The 19,047-nt window shown below is 75.0% G+C and carries 12 protein-coding genes and 1 pseudogene; 11 read left to right on the top strand and 2 right to left on the bottom strand.

The window, feature by feature from the left end; translation table 11 throughout:
- Window positions 1-3: 3 nt before the first annotated feature.
- The 10 genes from argH (at window position 4) to cobA (ending at window position 13,880) form a co-directional block, all read left to right on the top strand.
- The gene (gene argH, locus ACFVUY_RS34155) at window positions 4-1,428 is read left to right on the top strand and encodes an argininosuccinate lyase (protein WP_387736199.1); all 1,425 of its coding nucleotides are present in this window, start codon (window positions 4-6) and stop codon (window positions 1,426-1,428) included.
- Between the two features lie 213 nt (window positions 1,429-1,641).
- Window positions 1,642-1,899, top strand: coding sequence for a hypothetical protein (locus tag ACFVUY_RS34150; protein ID WP_387693129.1), 258 nt, complete (start codon window positions 1,642-1,644; stop codon window positions 1,897-1,899).
- Between the two features lie 215 nt (window positions 1,900-2,114).
- Window positions 2,115-2,615, top strand: coding sequence for a GNAT family N-acetyltransferase (locus ACFVUY_RS34145; protein ID WP_387693131.1), 501 nt, complete (start codon window positions 2,115-2,117; stop codon window positions 2,613-2,615).
- Window positions 2,616-3,173: 558 nt separating this feature from the next.
- Complete coding sequence (locus ACFVUY_RS34140; RefSeq protein ID WP_359905985.1) at window positions 3,174-4,199, top strand: ATP-binding cassette domain-containing protein; 1,026 nt, start codon at window positions 3,174-3,176, stop codon at window positions 4,197-4,199.
- Window positions 4,196-4,924: a methionine ABC transporter permease gene (locus tag ACFVUY_RS34135; protein WP_359905988.1), complete on the top strand. Its 729-nt coding sequence runs from the start codon at window positions 4,196-4,198 to the stop codon at window positions 4,922-4,924. The genes ACFVUY_RS34140 and ACFVUY_RS34135 overlap by 4 nt, the downstream gene beginning before the upstream one ends.
- A gap of 57 nt (window positions 4,925-4,981) precedes the next feature.
- A complete protein-coding gene (locus ACFVUY_RS34130) occupies window positions 4,982-5,809 on the top strand; it encodes a MetQ/NlpA family ABC transporter substrate-binding protein (RefSeq protein ID WP_359905991.1) in 828 nt (275 codons plus the stop codon).
- 198 nt (window positions 5,810-6,007) lie between these two features.
- Window positions 6,008-6,673, top strand: coding sequence for a GNAT family N-acetyltransferase (locus ACFVUY_RS34125; protein WP_387693136.1), 666 nt, complete (start codon window positions 6,008-6,010; stop codon window positions 6,671-6,673).
- Window positions 6,674-6,809: 136 nt separating this feature from the next.
- Window positions 6,810-8,066, top strand: coding sequence for a precorrin-6y C5,15-methyltransferase (decarboxylating) subunit CbiE (gene cbiE / locus ACFVUY_RS34120; protein WP_387736197.1), 1,257 nt, complete (start codon window positions 6,810-6,812; stop codon window positions 8,064-8,066).
- 483 nt (window positions 8,067-8,549) lie between these two features.
- On the top strand, window positions 8,550-12,530 hold the full coding sequence (cobT, locus tag ACFVUY_RS34115; protein ID WP_387736195.1) for a nicotinate-nucleotide--dimethylbenzimidazole phosphoribosyltransferase: 3,981 nt from the start codon (window positions 8,550-8,552) through the stop codon (window positions 12,528-12,530).
- 102 nt (window positions 12,531-12,632) lie between these two features.
- Complete coding sequence (gene cobA, locus ACFVUY_RS34110; RefSeq protein ID WP_387736193.1) at window positions 12,633-13,880, top strand: uroporphyrinogen-III C-methyltransferase; 1,248 nt, start codon at window positions 12,633-12,635, stop codon at window positions 13,878-13,880.
- 121 nt (window positions 13,881-14,001) lie between these two features.
- On the opposite strand, the gene ACFVUY_RS34105 is transcribed toward cobA, so the two are convergent.
- Window positions 14,002-16,743, bottom strand: a complete 2,742-nt coding sequence (locus tag ACFVUY_RS34105) for a SpoIIE family protein phosphatase (RefSeq protein WP_387693143.1) — start codon at window positions 16,741-16,743, stop codon at window positions 14,002-14,004.
- Between the two features lie 89 nt (window positions 16,744-16,832).
- Between ACFVUY_RS34105 and ACFVUY_RS34100 the strand changes: the two genes are divergently transcribed.
- Complete coding sequence (locus ACFVUY_RS34100; protein WP_380549340.1) at window positions 16,833-17,645, top strand: TrmH family RNA methyltransferase; 813 nt, start codon at window positions 16,833-16,835, stop codon at window positions 17,643-17,645.
- 439 nt (window positions 17,646-18,084) lie between these two features.
- On the opposite strand, the pseudogene ACFVUY_RS34095 reads toward ACFVUY_RS34100, so the two are convergent.
- Window positions 18,085-19,047: pseudogene (locus ACFVUY_RS34095) on the bottom strand (hypothetical protein); the annotation flags it as partial.

The following is a 19,047-nucleotide window of genomic DNA, read 5'->3' as shown; positions in this document are numbered from 1 at the left end:
GCGATGACCGCCGAGCAGCCCTCCGACGTCCGCCTCTGGGGCGCGCGCTTCGCCGACGGCCCGTCCGAGGCGCTCGCCCGGCTCTCGGCCTCGGTCCACTTCGACTGGCGCCTCGCGCCGTACGACATCGCCGGCTCCAAGGCCCACGCCCGGGTCCTGCACAAGGCCGGCCTGCTCTCCGACGAGGAGCTGGCCGGCATGCTGGACGGCCTGGACCGGCTGCTGGCCGACGTCCGGGCGGGCACCTTCACCGGCACCGTCGCCGACGAGGACGTGCACACCGCCCTGGAGCGCGGCCTGCTGGAGCTCCTCGGCCCCGACCTCGGCGGCAAGCTGCGGGCCGGACGCTCGCGCAACGACCAGATCGCCACCCTGTTCCGGATGTACCTGCGGGACCACGCGAAGACCATCGGCAGCCTGCTGCTCGACCTCCAGCAGGCCCTCGTCGGCCTCGCCGAGGCGCACCCGGACACCGCGATGCCGGGCCGCACCCACCTCCAGCACGCCCAGCCGGTGCTCTTCGCCCACCACGTCCTCGCGCACGTGCAGGCCCTCGGCCGGGACGCCGAGCGGCTGCGCCAGTGGGACGCCCGCACCGCCGTCTCGCCGTACGGCTCCGGCGCGCTGGCCGGCTCCTCGCTCGGCCTCGACCCGCAGGCCGTCGCCGCCGAACTCGGCTTCGAGGGCGGCTCGGTCGGCAACTCCATCGACGGCACCGCCTCGCGCGACTTCGTCGCCGAGTTCGCCTTCGTGACCGCGATGGTCGGCATCAACCTCTCCCGGATCGCGGAGGAGGTGATCATCTGGAACACCAAGGAGTTCGGCTTCATCACGCTGCACGACGCCTTCTCCACCGGCTCCTCGATCATGCCGCAGAAGAAGAACCCGGACATCGCCGAGCTCGCCCGCGGCAAGTCCGGCCGGCTGATCGGCAACCTGACCGGCCTGCTGGCCACCCTCAAGGCGCTGCCGCTCGCCTACAACCGGGACCTCCAGGAGGACAAGGAGCCGGTCTTCGACTCCTGCGACACGCTGGAGGTGCTGCTGCCCGCGTTCACCGGGATGATGGCCACCCTCACCGTGCACCGGGAGCGGCTGGAGGAGCTGGCCCCGGCCGGCTTCTCGCTCGCCACCGACATCGCCGAGTGGCTGGTCAAGCAGGGCGTGCCGTTCCGGGTCGCGCACGAGGTGGCCGGCGCCTGCGTCAAGGTCTGCGAGGCCGAGGGCATCGAACTGTCCGACCTGACGGACGGGCAGTTCGCCGCGATCTCGGAGCACCTGACGCCCGAGGTGCGCTCGGTGCTCAGCGTCCACGGCGCCATCGCCTCCCGCGACGGGCGCGGCGGAACGGCCCCCTCGGCGGTCGCGGTCCAGCTCGCCGAGGTGAAGGCGGACCTGGCGCGGCAGGAGGAGTGGGTCCGGGGCTGACCCCTCGCGGGCGGCCGGTCCGCCGACGGAGGGGTCGATCCCCGGCGCGGTTGGGAAGGACGCCCCGGCGCGGTCGGGAAATACGCCCGGGCGCGACGGGATCGACCCCCGGTGCGACGGGGGAGGGGCGCGGCGGTCCGACCGGCGCGCCCCTCCCGTGTCCGCGCCCCGGCCCGGGCGTAACCGGCCCCGCCCCGGGCCGTCATGCACGGTGTGTGCACCCCCCTCCGACCCGCCCCCTCCGCCGAGGACGTCTACCTCGCCGAAGCCCGCCGCCGCGCGGTCCGCGAGACCGTCGCCGCCCTGCCCGGCCGCTGTCCGCAGCTGATCGCCGCGCTCGCCGAGGACCCGCCGCCCACGTACCGTGAGCTCTCCGAGCGGCTCGGCATGCCGCGCGGCTCGATCGGCCCCACCCGCTCACGCTGCCTGGCCTGCCTGCGGATGCTGCTCCACGCGGAGCGCTACCCCTGAGCGCTGCCCCTGAGCAGCCCGTGCGACCGGGCGGAGCCCGTGCGGCACGGGAGGTGACCCTGCTCACGTCCGCCCCCGCGAAGGTTGAGCGGAGCTGACACCCGGGTAGAGCGCTGGCGAACGCAGCTCTTGACGGTGGTGCGATCACTCGGATACTGAGCGTGAGCGCGCCACCCTCTGCGCGCCGGGCACGACGACTGGGGAGGCCCCTCCACATGGGCATGAGCGTGATCATCTCGGCTGCGGAGGCCGAGGACGCGGAGCAGATCCTCAAGCTCCAGTACCTCGGCTACCAGCCCGAGGCCGAGCTGTACGGCGACTGGGCGATCGAGCCCCTGACGCAGAGCCTGGAGAGCCTGCGCGCCGAACTGTCCGAGGACCACTTCCTGGTCGCCCGGCTGGGCGACGAGGTGGTCGGCACCGTCCGCGGCCGCGTCGGCGACGACGGCGTCGCCCGGATAGGGCGCCTGGTCGTCCACCCGCGGATGCAGCGCCACGGCCTCGGCGGCCGCCTGCTGGACGCGCTGGAGCGCCGCATGGCCCAGGAGGGGCCGGTGAGCGCCTACCGGCTGTCCACCGGCCACCGCAGCCTCGGCAACCTGCGGCTGTACGCTCGACAGGGGTACCGCCAGACCGGGGTCGAGCAGATCACCAGCCGGCTGAGCTACGTGCACCTGGAGAAGGCCGCCGCGACGCCGCTCGCGGCGACGGCCTGAGCCCGCCGCCCCGCGCACGTTTCCCGGCGCCGCCACCATCCGGACCACCGGTGGCGGCGCCGAGCCGTATCCATGCAGGTCACAGGGGTATGTGTCCGCATTGCGGACAGCTTCGCCAAACAATTGGGCGGAATTCGACCCATCTGTTTTACTGGCTCACATGACTGCGACGACGAACTGGACCCCCACCGGCACCCTGCCGGCAGGTGAGCGTGCCATGTGTCGTCGAATGTGTCACTGCTGAGGGCCACCGCCCCCGGCGCCCCGCTGAGGGCGCCTCCCCCTCGCGCCCCGAAGCGAGACTCCGGCAGCGCTCCCGCCCGTGCGAGCGCGCCCCTCCTCCCGGACCCCTTCCCCCGTCGTGCCCGCATCCGCGCGGGTGCCGTTGAGTTGACCCGTTAGGGCCACGCCGTCGCGCGGCCCCGGCGTCCAACGGCCACGATCGAGGGACGCCAGGTCCGGACCCTCCTGGCGCAGCGCCGTGAGGTCGCCCCGCCGACCGCAAGCAGGTCGGGCGGTCGACCCGCGCCGCCCGCCCCCGACCCACGGAAAGCCGCTGTGATCACCACCACGGACCTGACGAAGGTCTACCGTTCCCGAGGCCGCGAGGTGACCGCCCTCGCCGGTGTCGACCTGCACGTCCGCCCGGGCGAGGTCTACGGAGTCGTCGGCACCAGCGGTGCCGGCAAGTCCACCCTCATCCGCTGCGTGAACATGCTGGAGCGCCCGTCCTCCGGCACGGTCACCGTGGACGGGGTCGAGCTGACCGCGCTGGCCGGCGGCGAGAACCGGGCCGGCAAGGAACTGCGCGAGGCCCGCCGCCGGATCGGCATGGTCTTCCAGCACTTCAACCTGCTCTCCTCGCGGACGGTGCAGCAGAACGTCGAGCTCCCGCTGGAGATCATCGGCCTGGACCGCACCGAGCGCCGCCGCAAGGCCGCCGAGCTGCTCGACCTGGTCGGCCTGGGCGACAAGGCCCGCAGCTACCCCAACCAGCTCTCCGGCGGCCAGAAGCAGCGCGTCGGCATCGCCCGGGCGCTGGCCGGCGACCCCAAGGTGCTGCTCTCCGACGAGGCCACCTCGGCGCTCGACCCGGAGACCACCCGCTCGATCCTCAAGCTGCTGCGCGAGCTCAACCAGCAGCTGGGCCTCACCGTCCTGCTGATCACCCACGAGATGGACGTCATCAAGTCCGTCTGCGACTCCGCCGCCCTGATGCGCGGCGGCCGGGTGGTCGAGTCCGGCGAGCTCACCGACCTGCTCGCCAGGCCCGGCTCCGAGCTGGCCCGCGAACTGTTCCCGCTCAGCGAGTTCGGCACCGGCCACCCCGGCTCCACCGTGCTGGAGATCACCTTCCAGGGCGACAGCTCGGCCCAGCCCTTCGTCTCCCAGCTCGCCCGCACCTACCAGATCGACATCAACATCCTCGGCGCCGCGGTGGAGACCATCGCCGGCCGGATGGTCGGCCGGATGCGGGTCGAGCTGTCCGGCGGCCACCAGGACAACGTGGTGCCGATCGGCTACCTGCGCGAGCAGGGCCTGCAGGTGGACGTGATCGGTGCGACGGACGGAGCGGTGGCATGACCTGGGACGAGATGTGGGCCCTGATGGGGCCCGCCACGCAGGAGACCTTCCAGATGGTCGGGGTGTCCGCGGTCGTCACCGTCCTGCTCGGCCTGCCGCTGGGCGTGCTGCTGGTGCTCACCGACAAGGGCGGCCTGCTGGCCAACCGGGCCGTCAACAAGAGCATCGGCTTCGTCGTGAACCTCGCCCGGTCGGTGCCGTTCATCATCCTGATGATCGCGCTGATCTCCTTCACCCGCTGGCTGGTCGGCACCTCCATCGGCTGGCAGGCGGCGACCGTACCGCTGACCATCGGCGCCATCCCGTTCTTCGCCCGCCTGGTCGAGACCTCCGTCCGTGAGGTCGACCGGGGCCTGGTCGAGGCGGTCCAGTCGATGGGCGGCAGCACCTGGACGATCGTCCGCAAGACCCTGCTGCCCGAGGCCCTGCCCGGCATCGTGGCCTCGGTCACCACCACGGTCATCACCCTGATCAGCTACTCCGCGATGGCCGGCACGGTCGGCGGCGGCGGCCTCGGCACCCTCGCCGTCAACTACGGCTACCAGCGCTTCGAGACCACCTTCATGTGGGTCATCGTGGCCGAGCTGGTGATCATCGTCACCGCCGTCCAGCTGATCGGCGACTTCGTCGTCCAGCGGCTCTCCCACCGAGGGCGCACCGGCGGCCGGACCCGGCTGCTCGGCCGCTCCCGGACGACGCCCGACGAGGACCTCGTCGCCTCCTAGACCTCCCCCGTCCGACCCCGGGCGCGGCTCCCCGTTCCACGCAGAAAGGCACTTTTCGTGCGCAACGTTCTGAAGTTCACCAGCATCCTCGCCACCGCCGGCGTCGCCCTCTCGCTGGCCGCCTGCGGCAGCTCCGGGTCCTCCTCCTCGTCGGACGCGAACGCGCCGCTCAAGGTCGTGGCCAGCCCCACCCCGCACGGTCAGATCCTGAAGTTCGTCAAGGACAACCTCGCGGAGAAGGCGGGCCTCAAGCTCGACATCAAGGAGGTCACCGACTACGTGACCCCCAACACGGCGGTGCAGGACGGTTCGGCCGACGCCAACTACTTCCAGCACGTCCCGTACCTGGAGGACTTCAACAAGAAGCGCGGCACCGACATCGTGTCGGTCGAGCCCGTGCACCTGGAGCCGCTGGGCGTCTACTCCAAGAAGGTCAAGGCGATCGCCGACCTGCCGGACGGCGCCACCATCGGTCTGCCGAACGACGCCACCAACGAGGGCCGCGCGCTCAAGCTGCTCGCCGACAACAAGCTGATCACCCTCAAGGACGGCGTCACCACCGCCGCCACCCCGGCGGACGTGACCGGCAACCCGAAGAACTTCAAGTGGAAGGAGCTGGAGGCCGCCCAGCTGCCCCGCTCCGTCGCCGACCTCGACGCCGCCGTCATCAACGGCAACTACGCGATCGACTCCGGCCTGAAGCCGGCCACCGACGCCCTGGTGCTGGAGAAGGCCGAGGGCAACCCGTACGCCAACATCCTGGCCGTCAAGAAGGGCAAGGAGAACGACCCGCGGGTCAAGAAGCTGGCCGAGCTGCTGCACTCCGACGAGGTCAAGAAGTACATCAACGACACCTTCCAGGGTTCGGTCATCCCGGCCTTCTGAGCCGCGGTCCGCTCGACACCCCGATCCCGACCGGGCCCCCGCCGCACCTCGGCGGGGGCCCGGTCGGGCAGTATGCGGCAGGGACACTCCGGCCGACCGCGTTCTGACGTACCGTCGTGCGGGCAGCGCACCGCGTGGCACCCGGGGCACGACGGAGGCGTACGGTGTTGTGTTCACGACCCGGCGAGGAGAGACGGCATGGCAGCGAGCTTCCCCGAGACCGCCATCAGCACCGAACGGCTGCTGCTTCGGCCCCTGGCGGAGGACGACGCCCCCGGGCTGGCCACCATGATGGCCGACGATCTCGTCCTCGCCTGGACGGACCTGCCGCACCCCTTCACCGAGGAGTACGCGGCCGAGCTCGCCCGCACCCTCGCCCCCGCCCACCGGGCCGCCGGGCGCGGCATCGTCTTCGCCGTCACCGAGAACCTGACCCAGCGCCTGGTCGGCCTGGTCGAACTGCGCAACACCGACTGGCGGCTGCGCAGCACCGAGATCTCCTACGTCACCGCCGTCTGGGCGCGCGGCGAGGGCTACGCCCCGGAGGCCGTCCTCGGCGTCGCCCAGTGGCTGTTCGAGGACCGCGGCTTCCTGCGCCTGGAGCTGCGCACCGCCGCCGGGAACACCGCCGCCCAGCAGGTCGCCCAGAAGATCGGCGGCATCAGCGAGGGCGTGCTGCGCAGCGCCTGGATAGTCCGGGGGGAGTCCGGCGAGGCGGTGCCGGGGGCAGCTCCCGGCGGCCGGGCCGGGGGAGAGAGCCGCAGCGACCTCATCCTGTGGAGCCTGCTCCCGGAGGACCTGGAGTCGCCCGAGCCGCTCCGCGGGGGCTGGCACGGCGACCAGCGCTACGTGCTCCGCGACTGAGACCCGAAGGCCCTGACCCGGCGTGGACATGTGTGCGAGATGTCGGGGTCCGGGGTACCGCACCCGGTAGCCTCTGGACCGGCACCGCACGACGGCGGATCGAGTGGCGCACCGAGGCGAGGGAGAACGGCCGCAGATGGCTGACCGGATCACGGTCATCGGGTGGGACGGCACACCGCTGACCGAGGCCGCCGGCGCGGCCCTGGCCGCGGCGACCCTGGTGGCGGGAGCCCCCTACCAACTGAACGCCCTCCCGGTGCCGGAGGCCGCCGAGCGGATCATTCTCGGCAACGTCCGGCAGGCCGCCCGCCGGATCGCCGAGCACCGCGGCGCCGCCGTCGTGGTCGCCGAGGGCGACCCGGGCTTCTTCGGGGTGGTGCGCACCCTGCGCCGCCCCGAGTACGGCCTCGAACTGGAGGTGCTGCCCGCCGTCTCCTCGGTGGCCGCCGCCTTCGCCCGGGCCGGCATGCCCTGGGAGGACGCCCGGGTGGTCAGCGTCCACGGCGGACGGCTGCGCCGTGCGGCCAACATCTGCCGGGCCCACCCCAAGGTCGCGGTGCTCACCGCGCCCGGCGCGGGGCCCGCCGAACTCGCCCTGATGCTGCGCGGGGTGCACCGGACCTTCGTGGTCTGCGAGGCCCTCGGCACCCCGGACGAGGACGTCACCGTCCTCACCTCCGACCGGATCGCCGACCACGTGTGGCGCGACCCGAACGTGGTGCTGGTGATCGGCGGCGGCGCCCAGGCCTCCGCCGTGGACGAGGCGGCCGGCTGGCTCGCGGGGCGCCCGGTCGGCTACCCCGGCGCGGAACGCGGCTGGGCGCTCCCCGGTGACGCCTATGCGGGCGCCGGGCGCACGGAGGGTGAGCCGGGCGCACCGGAGGTGCTCCCCGCCCATGTGCGCGCCCTGGTACTGGCCCGTCTGGGCGCACGCCCCGGGGACCTGGTCTGGTCGGTCGGCGCCGGCAGCGGCGCCCTCGCGGTGGAGGCGGCCCGGTTCGGCGCCGCCGTCGTCGCGGTCGAGGACTCCCGCTCGGCCTGCGCCCGGCTGACCGTCAACGCCCGCCGCTACGGCGTCGAGGTGGAGACGGTGTACGGGAGCGGCCCCGAGGTGCTGGGCGGCCTGCCGGAGCCGGACGCGGCGGTGGTGGAGTCCGGCGGCCTCGACGTGGTGCGCGCCGTCCTGGCCCGCCGTCCCGAGCGGTTCGTCGCGCTGCCCCGGACCCTCGCCGAGGCGCAGGAGGTCCACCGGGCGATCGCCGGGGCCGGTTACCGGGCGGACGGCGCGCTGCTCCAGGCGACCCCGTTGCGGCCGGCGGGGGAGGGCGACGGTCTGACGCTGGGGACCGGCGGAACCGGCGTGCTGGTGCTCTGGGGTGAGCAGATCGTGTGAAGGCCGTGGGCGCGGGCCGGGGCCGTCCGGTGGCGCCAACGGTGATCCAGGTCGCATCCGGACACCGATTCGAGAGGTGACCGCGCCGTGCCGGTAGTGTGACGTCCTGGACGGCCGTATCGGTCGGCGACCCACCCGATTCGGTCGGTTTGTCACCTTTTTGACGCGGTGCAATCCGAATCCGCTCGGAGTGTGGGCAATTCGACGGGCCGCGTGCCGGACCTGGAGAATGCCGTAGGGTCCGGTGCGGTCGTGCCGGTTGCTCCGGGTTGTCGTTGTTTCAGACGATGTGCCGCCCCGTACGGGCGGTGCGCCGGGCCGGGGTGCCGCAGTGCGCCGGATGGACTTGGGCCGCAGCGCCACGGCGCGGCGGCCGCGTGTGGTTAGGGGCGGGCCGGTGCTGGTGCGGCCCGTGCGGATGGGCGCTGCGATCGGTGATCGTGTCGCCGAGGGCGCGGCAGCGGCCTGGAAGGAGCTTTGACAATGACCGATGGCGGCCACGTCCCGGGCGAGGGACTGCCGGAGCACCTGCACGCCGGGCATGACCCGCTCGGCGGACCGGAGGGCGTCGCGGGCGTTGCACCCCTCCAGGGCGTCGCGACGGACGGCGGTGCGATCCCGAACCCGGCTCCGGCCGGCGGCGTCCCCGGCGCGATGCCCCCGGGAGCGGGCGTCATCCCGCCGCAGGGCCAGCACGGCTACGGCGTTCCCGGCGTGCCCCAGCCCGGCCACCCCGGCGACGGCTGGGCCGTCGACCAGGGCGCCCCGCGCCCGGCCTTCCACTTCCTCGACCAGCCCGACACGCCGGACGGCCTGGACGACGATGACGACGTGCTGCTGATGCCCGGCCCGCAGGGCTCCTGGGGCGAGCCGGCCGTGCCGGCCGAGCAGATGCCGCTCGCGCCGCAGCAGGACGGCACGCCGGTCGAGCCGTCCTGGCCGCCGGTGGACCCGCCGGTGCTCGGCGCCGAGCACGCCGTTCAGCAGCAACCCGTCCAGACGCAGCCGCAGCAGCCGATGACGCAGGCTCAGCAGCCGCGCCGGCCGCTGCACGCCGGCCCGCCGATCCCGGACCCGTCGCTGATGACCGGCCAGGTGCCGGTCCGCTCGCTGGCCGACCGCGGCCCCTCGCAGGGCGGCACGCCCGCGCACGGCATCCCGGTGGTCGGCCGACCGCCGATGGCCGAGGCCGTCGCCCCGGCGCACGCCGCCGCCCCGCAGGCCGTCCCGACGGCGCCGGTCGCCCCGGCGGCTGCCGGGGTTCCGGTCGCGGACGGGCAGCAGCTGCCGCAGGCGCAGGACTTCCAGCAGGTCCAGCACGCCCAGCAGGTGCCGCTGGCCGGGCCGCCGGTCGAGGTCGTGCTGGCCGTGGAGACGGTCGGGGCGATCGAGGTGATCGAGGTCGTCGAGACGCCGGAGGCCGTCCACGCCGACCCGGTCCAGCCCGCGCAGGACGTGACGGCCCAGGCCACCCAGGCCACTGCGCCTGCCGTGGAGGCCGTCGCCGTGGCGGCGCAGGCCGCCCCGGCCGAGTCCGCCCAGCCGGTGGCCGGGACGGCCGGTGCGCCCGTCGCCGTCGAGCCCGTCGCCGAGGGCGTTGCTGCCGAGGCCGTCGCCGCCGAGGGTGCTGCCGCCGACGGCGCCGCCGTGCCCGTCGAGCAGACCGAGGCCGCGGCCCCGGCCGGCCAGCCGCGCCGGATCTCCGCCTTCCTGGCCGCTCCCACCCCGCACGGCCTGCCCAAGGTCGAGAAGGCCGGGCAGGCCCAGGTCGTCGAGGAGACGGCTCCGCAGCAGCCCGCGCCCATAGCGGCCGCCGACGCGCCGCAGACCGCTGCCGAGGCCGTCACGGCCGTCGACGCCGTCCAAGCCGTCGAGGCCGTTGATTCCGCGCAGCCCGCTGCCGAGGCCGTCGCGGACGCCGAGTCCGCCCCGGTCGCCGTGGTGGCCGAGGCCGCCGAGCAGGCCCACCCGGTGGAGACCGTGCCGGAGGCCGTCGCGGAGCCGGTCGCGGAGACCGCCGCGGGCACCGGTGAGATGCCCTCCGGCCAGGCCGTCGTCGAGACCGCCGCGGAGGCCGAGCAGCCGCAGCAGCAGGCCGAGGTCCAGGCCGAGGCACCCGCCGGGCAGGCCGTGGAGCAGACCGCCGAGCAGGCCGTGGAGGCGCCCGCGGAGGCCGAGGCCGCCGAAGCCGTCGAGCCGGCCGCCGAGGCTCCGGCCGAGGCCGCCCCCGAGGCTCCGTCGGCGCAGCCCGCCGAAGCCGCCGAGCAGCCCGTGGCCGAGGCCGTCGCGCCCGTCGAGGCCGTCGAGCCGGCCGGAGAGGCCGAGGAGGCCGCCCCCGCCGAGGCCGCCACCGAGCAGCCCGTCGCCGCCGTCGTGGAGGCCGAGGCCCCCGTGGAGCCGGCCGCCGAGCCGGCGCAGGTCCCGGCCGAGGCCGAACCCGCCGCCGTCGCGGAGACCCCCGCCGTCGCGGAGACCCCCGCCGTCGCGGAGACCGCCGCCGCTCCGGAGGCGGAGCCCGCCCAGGAGCAGGCCGGCGAGGCGACCGCCGACGCCGTCGAGCAGCCGGGGACCGAGCAGCCCGCCGCCGAGGCCGCTGAGGTGACCGAGGCCGCAGAGGTCCTTGAGGCCCCTGAGGCCGCTGAGGGCACCGCCGCCGAGGAGGCGCAGGAGCAGCCCGAGCAGCAGCCCGAGGAGCCCGCCGAGCCGCGCGGCCCGGCCGCCCCCGGATACGACGAGGCCGGCCGCGAGGCCGTCCACCAGGTGATCCGCGAGCGTCGCGACGTGCGCAACGGCTTCCGCCCGGACCCGATCCCGCACGAGGTGCTGATCCGCGTCCTGGAGGCCGCCCACACCGCGCCCAGCGTCGGCTACTCGCAGCCCTGGGACTTCGTGGTGATCCGCTCGGCGAAGACCCGCAAGCGGATGCACGCCCTGGCCGAGCGCCAGCGCGAGGCGTACGCGGACTCGCTGCCCAAGGGCCGGGCCAAGCAGTTCAAGGAAATCAAGATCGAGGCCATCCTCGACACCCCGGTCAACATCGTGGTGACCTCCGACCGCACCCGCGGCGGCCGGCACACCCTGGGCCGGCACACCCAGCCGCAGATGGCCCCGTACTCGGCCGCGCTGGCCGTCGAGAACCTCTGGCTGGCCGCCCGCGCCGAGGGCCTGGGCGTCGGCTGGGTGAGCTTCTTCGACGACGAGCAGCTGGTCCGCGAACTCGGCCTGCCCGAGCACCTGGAGGTCGTCGCCTACCTGTGCGTCGGCTTCGTCGACGAGTTCCCGGACGAGCCCGAGCTGGAGCAGCAGGGCTGGGCCAAGAAGCGCCCGCTGTCCTGGGTCGTCCACGAGGAGCAGTACGGCAACCGCGCGCTGCCCGGCGAGGAGCCGCAGAGCCTGCTCGCCGAGACCCTGCGCGGCATCCGGCCGCTGGACGCCAAGGCGCTCGGCGAGGCCTGGGACCGTCAGAAGCGGATGACCAAGCCGGCCGGCTCGCTCGGCATGCTGGAGATCATCTCCGCCCAGCTGTGCGGCCTGTCGCGCAAGTGCCCGCCGCCGATCCCGGAGCCCGCCTGCGTGGCGATCTTCGCCGGCGACCACGGTGTGCACGCCCAGGGTGTCAGCCCCTGGCCGCAGGAAGTGACCGCCCAGATGGTCGCCAACTTCCTGGCCGGGGGAGCGGTGATCAACTCCTTCGCCAAGCAGATCGGCACCGAGGTCTGCGTGGTCGACGTCGGCGTCGCCGCCGAGCTGCCGGACGCCGTCCAGCAGGGCCGCGCCACCGGCCTGCTGCCGCGCAAGGTCCGCCCCGGCACCGCCGACATGACCCAGGGCCCGGCGATGACCCGCGAGGAGGCCCTCAAGGCCATCGAGGTCGGCATCGAGACCGCCCGCGACCTGGTCGCGGCGGGCAACAAGGCACTGGTCACCGGCGACATGGGGATCGCCAACACCACCGCCTCGGCCGCCCTGATCTCGGTGTTCACCGGCCTCGACCCGGCCGAGGTCACCGGCCGCGGCACCGGCATCGACGACGAGACCCACGCCCGCAAGATCGAGGTCATCCGCGCCGCGCTGGCCCTGCACCGGCCCGACCCGAGCGACCCGATCGGCGTCCTCGCGGCCGTCGGCGGCCTGGAGCACGCCGCCCTGGCCGGCTTCCTGCTGGGCGCCGCCTCGCTGCGCACCCCGGTGGTGCTGGACGGCGTCATCGCCGGCTCGGCCGCGCTGGCCGCCAAGGCCATCGCCCCCGAGGTGCTGGCCGCCTGCATCGCCGGCCACCGCTCCGCCGAGCCCGGCCACCAGGCCGCGCTGGCGAAGCTCGGCCTGCGCCCGCTGATCGACCTGGACCTGCGGCTCGGCGAGGGCACCGGTGCCCTGCTGGCCCTGCCGCTGGTGCAGAGCGCGGCCCGGGCGATGCACGATGTAGCCACCTTCGACTCCGCCGGGGTCACCGAGAAGGCCTGACACACCCCGTCACCGCTCCGTGGACCGGCCCGAGGGCGCGCCGGACCGCGGAGCGGTGCCGTACCGTCCCCACACCCTCACCCCCGATCAGGAGCACCGCCGATGAGCGCGCCCACCCCGCACCCGAGCACCGAGGGCCGTACCCCCTACCCGGTGGGCCTGCTGCTGGCCGGCCGCCGCGTCGTCGTGGTCGGCGGCGGCCAGGTCGCCCAGCGGCGGCTGCCGGCCCTGATCGCCTCCGGTGCCGACCTGCACCTGATATCGCCGGCCACCACCCCGGCCGTCCAGGCGATGGCCGACGCCGGCGAGCTCACCTGGCACGCCCGCCCGTACCGGGACGGCGACCTGGCCGGCACCTGGTACGCCCTGGTCGCCACCGACGACCCGGCCGTCAACGCGGCGGTCAGCGCCGAGGCCGAGCGCGAGCGGGTGTTCTGCTCCCGCAGCGACGACGCCGCCGCGGCCACCGCCTGGACCCCGGCCAGCGGCCGCGACGCGGGCGCCACCGTCGCCGTCCTCACCGGCGACCCGCGCCACTCCGCCGCCCTGCGCGACGCCATCGTCGACGGCCTGCGGGACGGCTCGCTGGCCGCCCGCCAGTACCGCGCGCACGGCGCCGGCGTGGCCCTGGTCGGCGGCGGCCCCGGCGACCCTGACCTGATCACCGTGCGCGGCCGCCGGCTGCTCGCCGACGCCGACGTGGTCGTCACCGACCGCCTCGCCCCGCGCGAGCTGCTCGCCGAACTGCCCGAGCACGTCGAGGTGATCGACGCCTCCAAGATCCCGTACGGCCGCTTCATGGCCCAGGAGGCGATCAACCGCACCCTGGTCGAGCACGCCAAGGCCGGCAAGTTCGTGGTCCGGCTCAAGGGCGGCGACCCGTACGTCTTCGGCCGCGGCGGCGAGGAGCTGCTGGCCTGCGCGGAGGCCGGGCTTCCGGTCACCGTGGTGCCCGGGATCTCCAGCTCGATCAGCGTCCCCGCGGCGGCCGGCGTCCCGGTCACCCACCGCGGCATGACCCACGAGTTCACCGTGATCTCCGGCCACGTCGGCCCGGACGACGAGCGCTCGCTCACCAACTGGGAGGCCGCCGCGAGGATGAGCGGCACCTTGGTGCTGCTGATGGCCGTGGACAAGATCGGCGCGATCGCCGCCCGGCTGGTCGAGTACGGCCGGTCGGCGGACACCCCGGTCGCCGTCGTCCAGGAGGGCACCACCGCCGCCCAGCGCCGGGTGGACGCCACCCTCGGCACCGTCGCCGCGGTGGTCGAGGCCGAGGGCGTCAAGCCCCCGGCGGTCATCGTCATCGGCGACGTCGTCAACGTGCTGGCCGCGGCCTTCCAGCCGTAGGCCGGCGCGGACCCGCCGGGGCGAACGCGCCGGAGCGGCCGCCGGAGCGGACGCGCCGCAGCCAACGCGCCGGAGTGGGAAGTCGGCCGGTCCGACCTCCCACTCCGCGGCCGTTCCGCGGCTACTCCAGCGGCTGCTCCGTCCAGATGACCTTCCCGGTCGCCGTGTAGCGCGTCCCCCAGCGGTCCGCGAACTGCGCGACCAGGAACAGCCCGCGCCCGCCCTCGTCCTCGGTCGCCGCGTACCGCAGGTGCGGCGAGGTGCTGCTGCCGTCCGACACCTCGCAGATCAGCGAACGGTCCCGCAGCAGCCGCACCCGGATCGGCCCGGAGCCGTACCGGATCGCGTTGGTCACCAGCTCGCTCAGGATCAGCTCGGTGACGAACGCGGCCTCCTCCAGCCCCCACGCCGTCAGCCGCTCCGCCACCGCGGCCCGGACCTCGCGCACCGCCGCCGGGTCGGAGGGCACCTCCCACTGCGCCACGTGGTCCGGGGCCAGCACCCTGGTCCGGGCCACCAGCAGGGCGATGTCGTCCTGCGGGTGCGCCGGCAGCATCGCCCCGAGCACGTCCGCGCAGGTCTGCTCGGGCGTGCGCGGCGGCCCGGTCAGCGCCGCCCGCAGCAGCTCCAGCCCCTCGTCGATGTCCCGCTCCCGGTCCTCCACCAGCCCGTCCGTGTACAGCACCAGCCGACTGCCCTCGGCGAGGTCCAGCTCGGCGGTCTCGAACGGCAGCACCGCCAGCCCCAGCGGCGGCCCGGTCGGCAGCTCCGGGAACACCACCCGGCCCTGCGGGTCCACCACGGCCGGCGGCGGATGCCCGGCGGTGGCCAGCGTGCAGCGCCGCGACACCGGGTCGTAGATCGCGTACAGGCAGGTCGCCCCGGCCAGCTCCGCGCGCCCGCCGCCCGCCGCCTCGTCCTGGTCGATCCGGTTCACCAGCTCGTCCAGGTGCCCCAGCAGCTCGTCCGGCGGCAGGTCCAGGGTCGAGAAGTTGTGGATCGCCGTGCGCAGCCGGCCCATCGTCGCCGCCGCGTGCAGCCCGTGCCCCACCACGTCCCCGACCACCAGCGCCACCCGCGCACCCGGCAGCGGGATCACGTCGAACCAGTCCCCGCCCACCCCGGCCTGCGCCGGCAGGTAGCGGTGCGCCACGTCCAGCGCCGTCTGCTCCGGCAGGTTGCGCGGCAGCAGGCTGTGCTGGAGCGTCACCGCCATGGTGTGCTCCCGGGTGTAGCGGCGGGCGTTGTCGATGCACACCGCCGCGTGCGCGACCAGCTCCTCCGCCAGCGCCAGGTCGTCCGCCTCGAACGGCTCGGCCCGCTGCGCCCGCCAGAACCGGGCCACCCCCAGCAGCACCCCGCGCGCCCGCAGCGGCACCCGCACCAGCGAGTGCACCCCGTACGCCAGCACCTGCGCCGACCGCTCCGGGTCCTGGTCCCGCCACTCGTCCACCTCCGCCAGGTGCGGTTCGATGCCCGGCTCACCACTGTGCAGCGCCCCGGCCAGCGGGGTCTCGGGCACCACGTCCAGCACCGTTCCGACCGGGTAGAACGGCGCGTCGTCCCGTACGCCCGCCACCGCGGCGCGGCGCATCCGCCCCAGGGACGGGCTCGGCGGCGGCTCCTCGCCGGTCAGCACCTGGTCCGCCAGGTCCACCGTGACGAAGTCCGCGAACCGCGGCACCGTGACCTGCGCCAGCTCCTCCGCCGTCCGCGTCACGTCCAGCGTGCTGCCCACCGTCACCCCGGCGTCGTACAGCAGCCGCAGCCGCCGCTGCGCGCGCTCGGCCCGGCCGGACAGCGCCGCCAGCTCGGTGGAGTCGCGCAGCGTGGCGACGCATCCGGGCAGGCCGCCCGGCCGGTCGATCAGCCGGACGTTCACCGCCAGCAGCCGCTCCCCGGCCAGCACCACCTCGTCGGTGACCTGGCGCTCGGTGGTCAGCAGCTCCAGCGGCGCCTGCTCCAGGCCCAGCCCGGTCACGGGGCGGCCCTCGGCGTCCGGCGGCAGGTCCAGCAGCCGGCGCGCCTCGTCGTTGCAGAGCAGCAGCCGCCCGTCCCCGCCGATGATCATCACGCCCTCGCGCACCGCGTGCAGCACCGCCGCGTGGTGCTCGTACATCCTGGTCATCTCGACCGGGCCCAGCCCGTGCGTCTGGCGCCGCAGCCGCCGGCTGATCAGTGCCGTCCCCAGCGTGGCGAGCCCCACCGCGGCCGCCGCCGCGCCCAGCACCACCGGCAGCTGCCGCTGGCTGGCGCTGCTGATGTTCTTCAAGGTGACGCCCGCCGAGACCGCCCCGACCACCGAGCCGTCCGGCGCGTACACCGGGACCACCGCCTGCACCAGGCGGCCGAGCGTGCCCGAGACCTGCTGCGTCACCACCTGCCCGTGCAGGGCGGGCTCGTAGACGCCGACGAACTTCTGGCCGATCCGGGCCGGGTTCGGGTGGGTGTAGCGGATGCCCTGGTCGTTCAGCACGACGATGAAGTCCACGCCCGAGGCGACCCGTGCGGCTTCCGCGCTCGGCTGCAGGAGGGCCGTCGGATCGGGGGAGCGCAGCGCGGCGACGATGCCCGGGGAGTTGGCGAAGGTCTGCGCCACCGCCACCGAACGGTTGCGGGCCTCGTGCGTGGCGTCGTTGCGCGACTGCACCACCAGTGCCACCGCGGCCGCCACCACGAGCAGCAGCACGACCAGCACCTGGAGTGCGAAGACCTGCCCCGCCACCGACCGGTGCCACACCGGCCACCGCCGCTTCGCGTGCGGCAGCTGTGGCCGACCGTGTGGGCGCCCACCGGGGGAGCCGGCGGAGCCAGTGGCGCCAGAGGCCGACGGAGCCCAGGATCGGCCCGGATTTCGGGCCATACGGTCATATTTGCACTACGGCCAGCCGGGGACCACCCCGCTCCCTCCGCCGTTTGGCCTTCCCCGCCCGGGCTTGGCAAGATCGCAGGGTGTCCGAACCCCGTACCATCACCGACCCGGCCGACCCCCGCCTCGCCGACTACACCGGCCTGACCGACGTCGAACTGCGCCGCCGCCGCGAACCCGCCGAGGGCCTCTTCATCGCCGAGGGGGAGAAGGTCATCCGCCGCGCCCTGGCCGCCGGCTACCGGATGCGGTCGATGCTGCTCACCCCCAAGTGGCTGGAGGTGATGGGCGACGTCATCGCCGAGGCCGACGCCCCCGTCCACGTGGTCGAGCCCGCGCTCGCCGAAGCCGTCACCGGCTACCACGTGCACCGCGGCGCCCTCGCCTCGATGGAGCGCAAGCCCCTCCCCGACGCCGCCGAGGTGCTCGCCGGGGCCCGCCGGGTCGCCGTGCTGGAGGGCCTCGTCGACCACACCAACCTCGGCGCCATCTTCCGCAGCGCCGCCGCCCTCGGCATGGACGCCGTCCTGCTCTCGCCCGACTGCGCCGACCCGCTCTACCGGCGCGCGGTCAAGGTCTCCATGGGCGCCGTCTTCGCGGTCCCGTACGCGCGCCTGGACCCCTGGCCCGCCGCCCTCGACACCGTCCGCGAGGCCGGCTTCACCCTGCTCGCCCTCACCCCCGCCGAGGCCGCGGTCGACCTCCACACCCTCACCCCGCACGGCCTCCCCAAGGCCGCCCTGATGCTCGGCGCCGAGGGCGACGGACTCACCCCCCGCGCCATCGCCGCCGCCCACCACCCCGTCCGCATCCCCATGGCCCACGGCATCGACTCCCTCAACGTCGGCGCCGCCGCAGCCGTGGCCTTCTACGCCGTCACCACCCCCACCCCCTGACCGCCCGACTCCTCACGCACGCCCGGTCCACCGGAGCCCCCAGCGGCCTCCGGGGGCGCTGCACGAGAAGTCGGCCCGCCCGACTTCTCGCGAGCCGCCTCGCCCCGTTGCCTCCGATGGTCGGCCGACCCGGGGCCCCAGGCCCGTATCGCTTATGCCGAGGCCTTCCTCCGGTCGGCGTGCGCCCGCAGCATCCTCCGGAGCCGCGCCGCGCGAGAAGTCGGCTGGATCGACTTCTCGCGCGTGGGGGTTTTGCCGAGACCGCCTTCCAGGCGCTCGCTCGCAGCGGGCTCCGGGATCGCCCTGCGCCGGAAGTCGGCCCGCCCGACTCCTCGCGTCCCGCCTCCGCCACTCGCCATTGGCCCGGCCGCTGCACCGGAAGTCGGCGGGCCCGACTTCTCGCGTCGGCCGTCGTGGTGCGGATGGGGCCCGGGTGGCTTCAGCCGGTGGGGGAGGTGGGTGGGGCCGGGGCGGCGGCGGGGGGCGGGGTGGTGGCGCCGGGCCAGGATTCGTCGAGGGTGCCGTCGGGGCGGACGGTGTAGCGGGTGGAGGCGACGGCGCCGGTGACGGCCGAGCGTTCCTCGCGGACGACCGTGCTGCCGTCCAGTCGCCAGGTGGCCGCCGCCTGCGGGTCCGCCACCGAGGTGCGGGAGGTGGTGGCGACCGGAGTGTCCCCGGTGAAGGTGTAGAGCTGGACGAGGTCGACCTGGGTCGAACCCTCCGCCCGCCGCAGGACGACCACCGCGGCCGGCAGGCCCTTGTACCGGGCCGGCAGTACCGCGCTCAGCGTGATCTGCGGCCCGGCTCCGACCGAGTGCCCGTTCTGCAGGGCGACGGCCGGCCCGCCGGCCCCGTCGGGGTAGCTGCGGTTGGGCCAGTCCACCGGTGGCACGGGCGCCTGCGGGGCTGTCAGCCCGCTGTCCGCGCCACTGCGCGCCGCTGCCGGGAGCGGCGCGGTCGAGGCCTGAGGCGCGGTCGAGGCCTGCGGCACGACGTCCGCCGAGGTCCCCGGCACCGCCTGTTCGCCGCCGGAGCCCGTATTCACCACCACCGTGCTCGGTGGCCGCACGCTCCGGTTGTCCCGGTTCTCGCAGCCCTGCGCCGCCGCGATGGCCAGCGCCACCCCGATGGTCACGGTGACGAAGACCACCAGCCGCTGCCGGAGCAGCCGCTGCCGGGCGGTGCCGGGCCGCCCGCCGGGGGCGGGGGTGTGTTGGCGGTCCCGAGGGCGTGCCCGGTCGTGGGGGCCGGGGCGGCCCGGGGGCGGGGTCTGCGGACGGTCCGGACGCGCCCGCAGCGGGCGGGTCACCGGCGTGGCTTCGGGCCGCGGCGCGGGCGCGGCCGGTCCCTGGGGTCGCCGTCCGGCGGCCCCGGCGGCCTGCGCGCCGGGGCGGCCCGCCGC

Origin of the sequence: Kitasatospora sp. NPDC058063, assembly GCF_042885395.1 — a bacterium.
Classification (GTDB): Bacteria; Actinomycetota; Actinomycetes; order Streptomycetales; family Streptomycetaceae; genus Kitasatospora; species Kitasatospora lactacystinica.
Note: the sequence above shows the minus strand (reverse complement) of the source record. Positions and strands in the feature narration are given on the sequence as shown.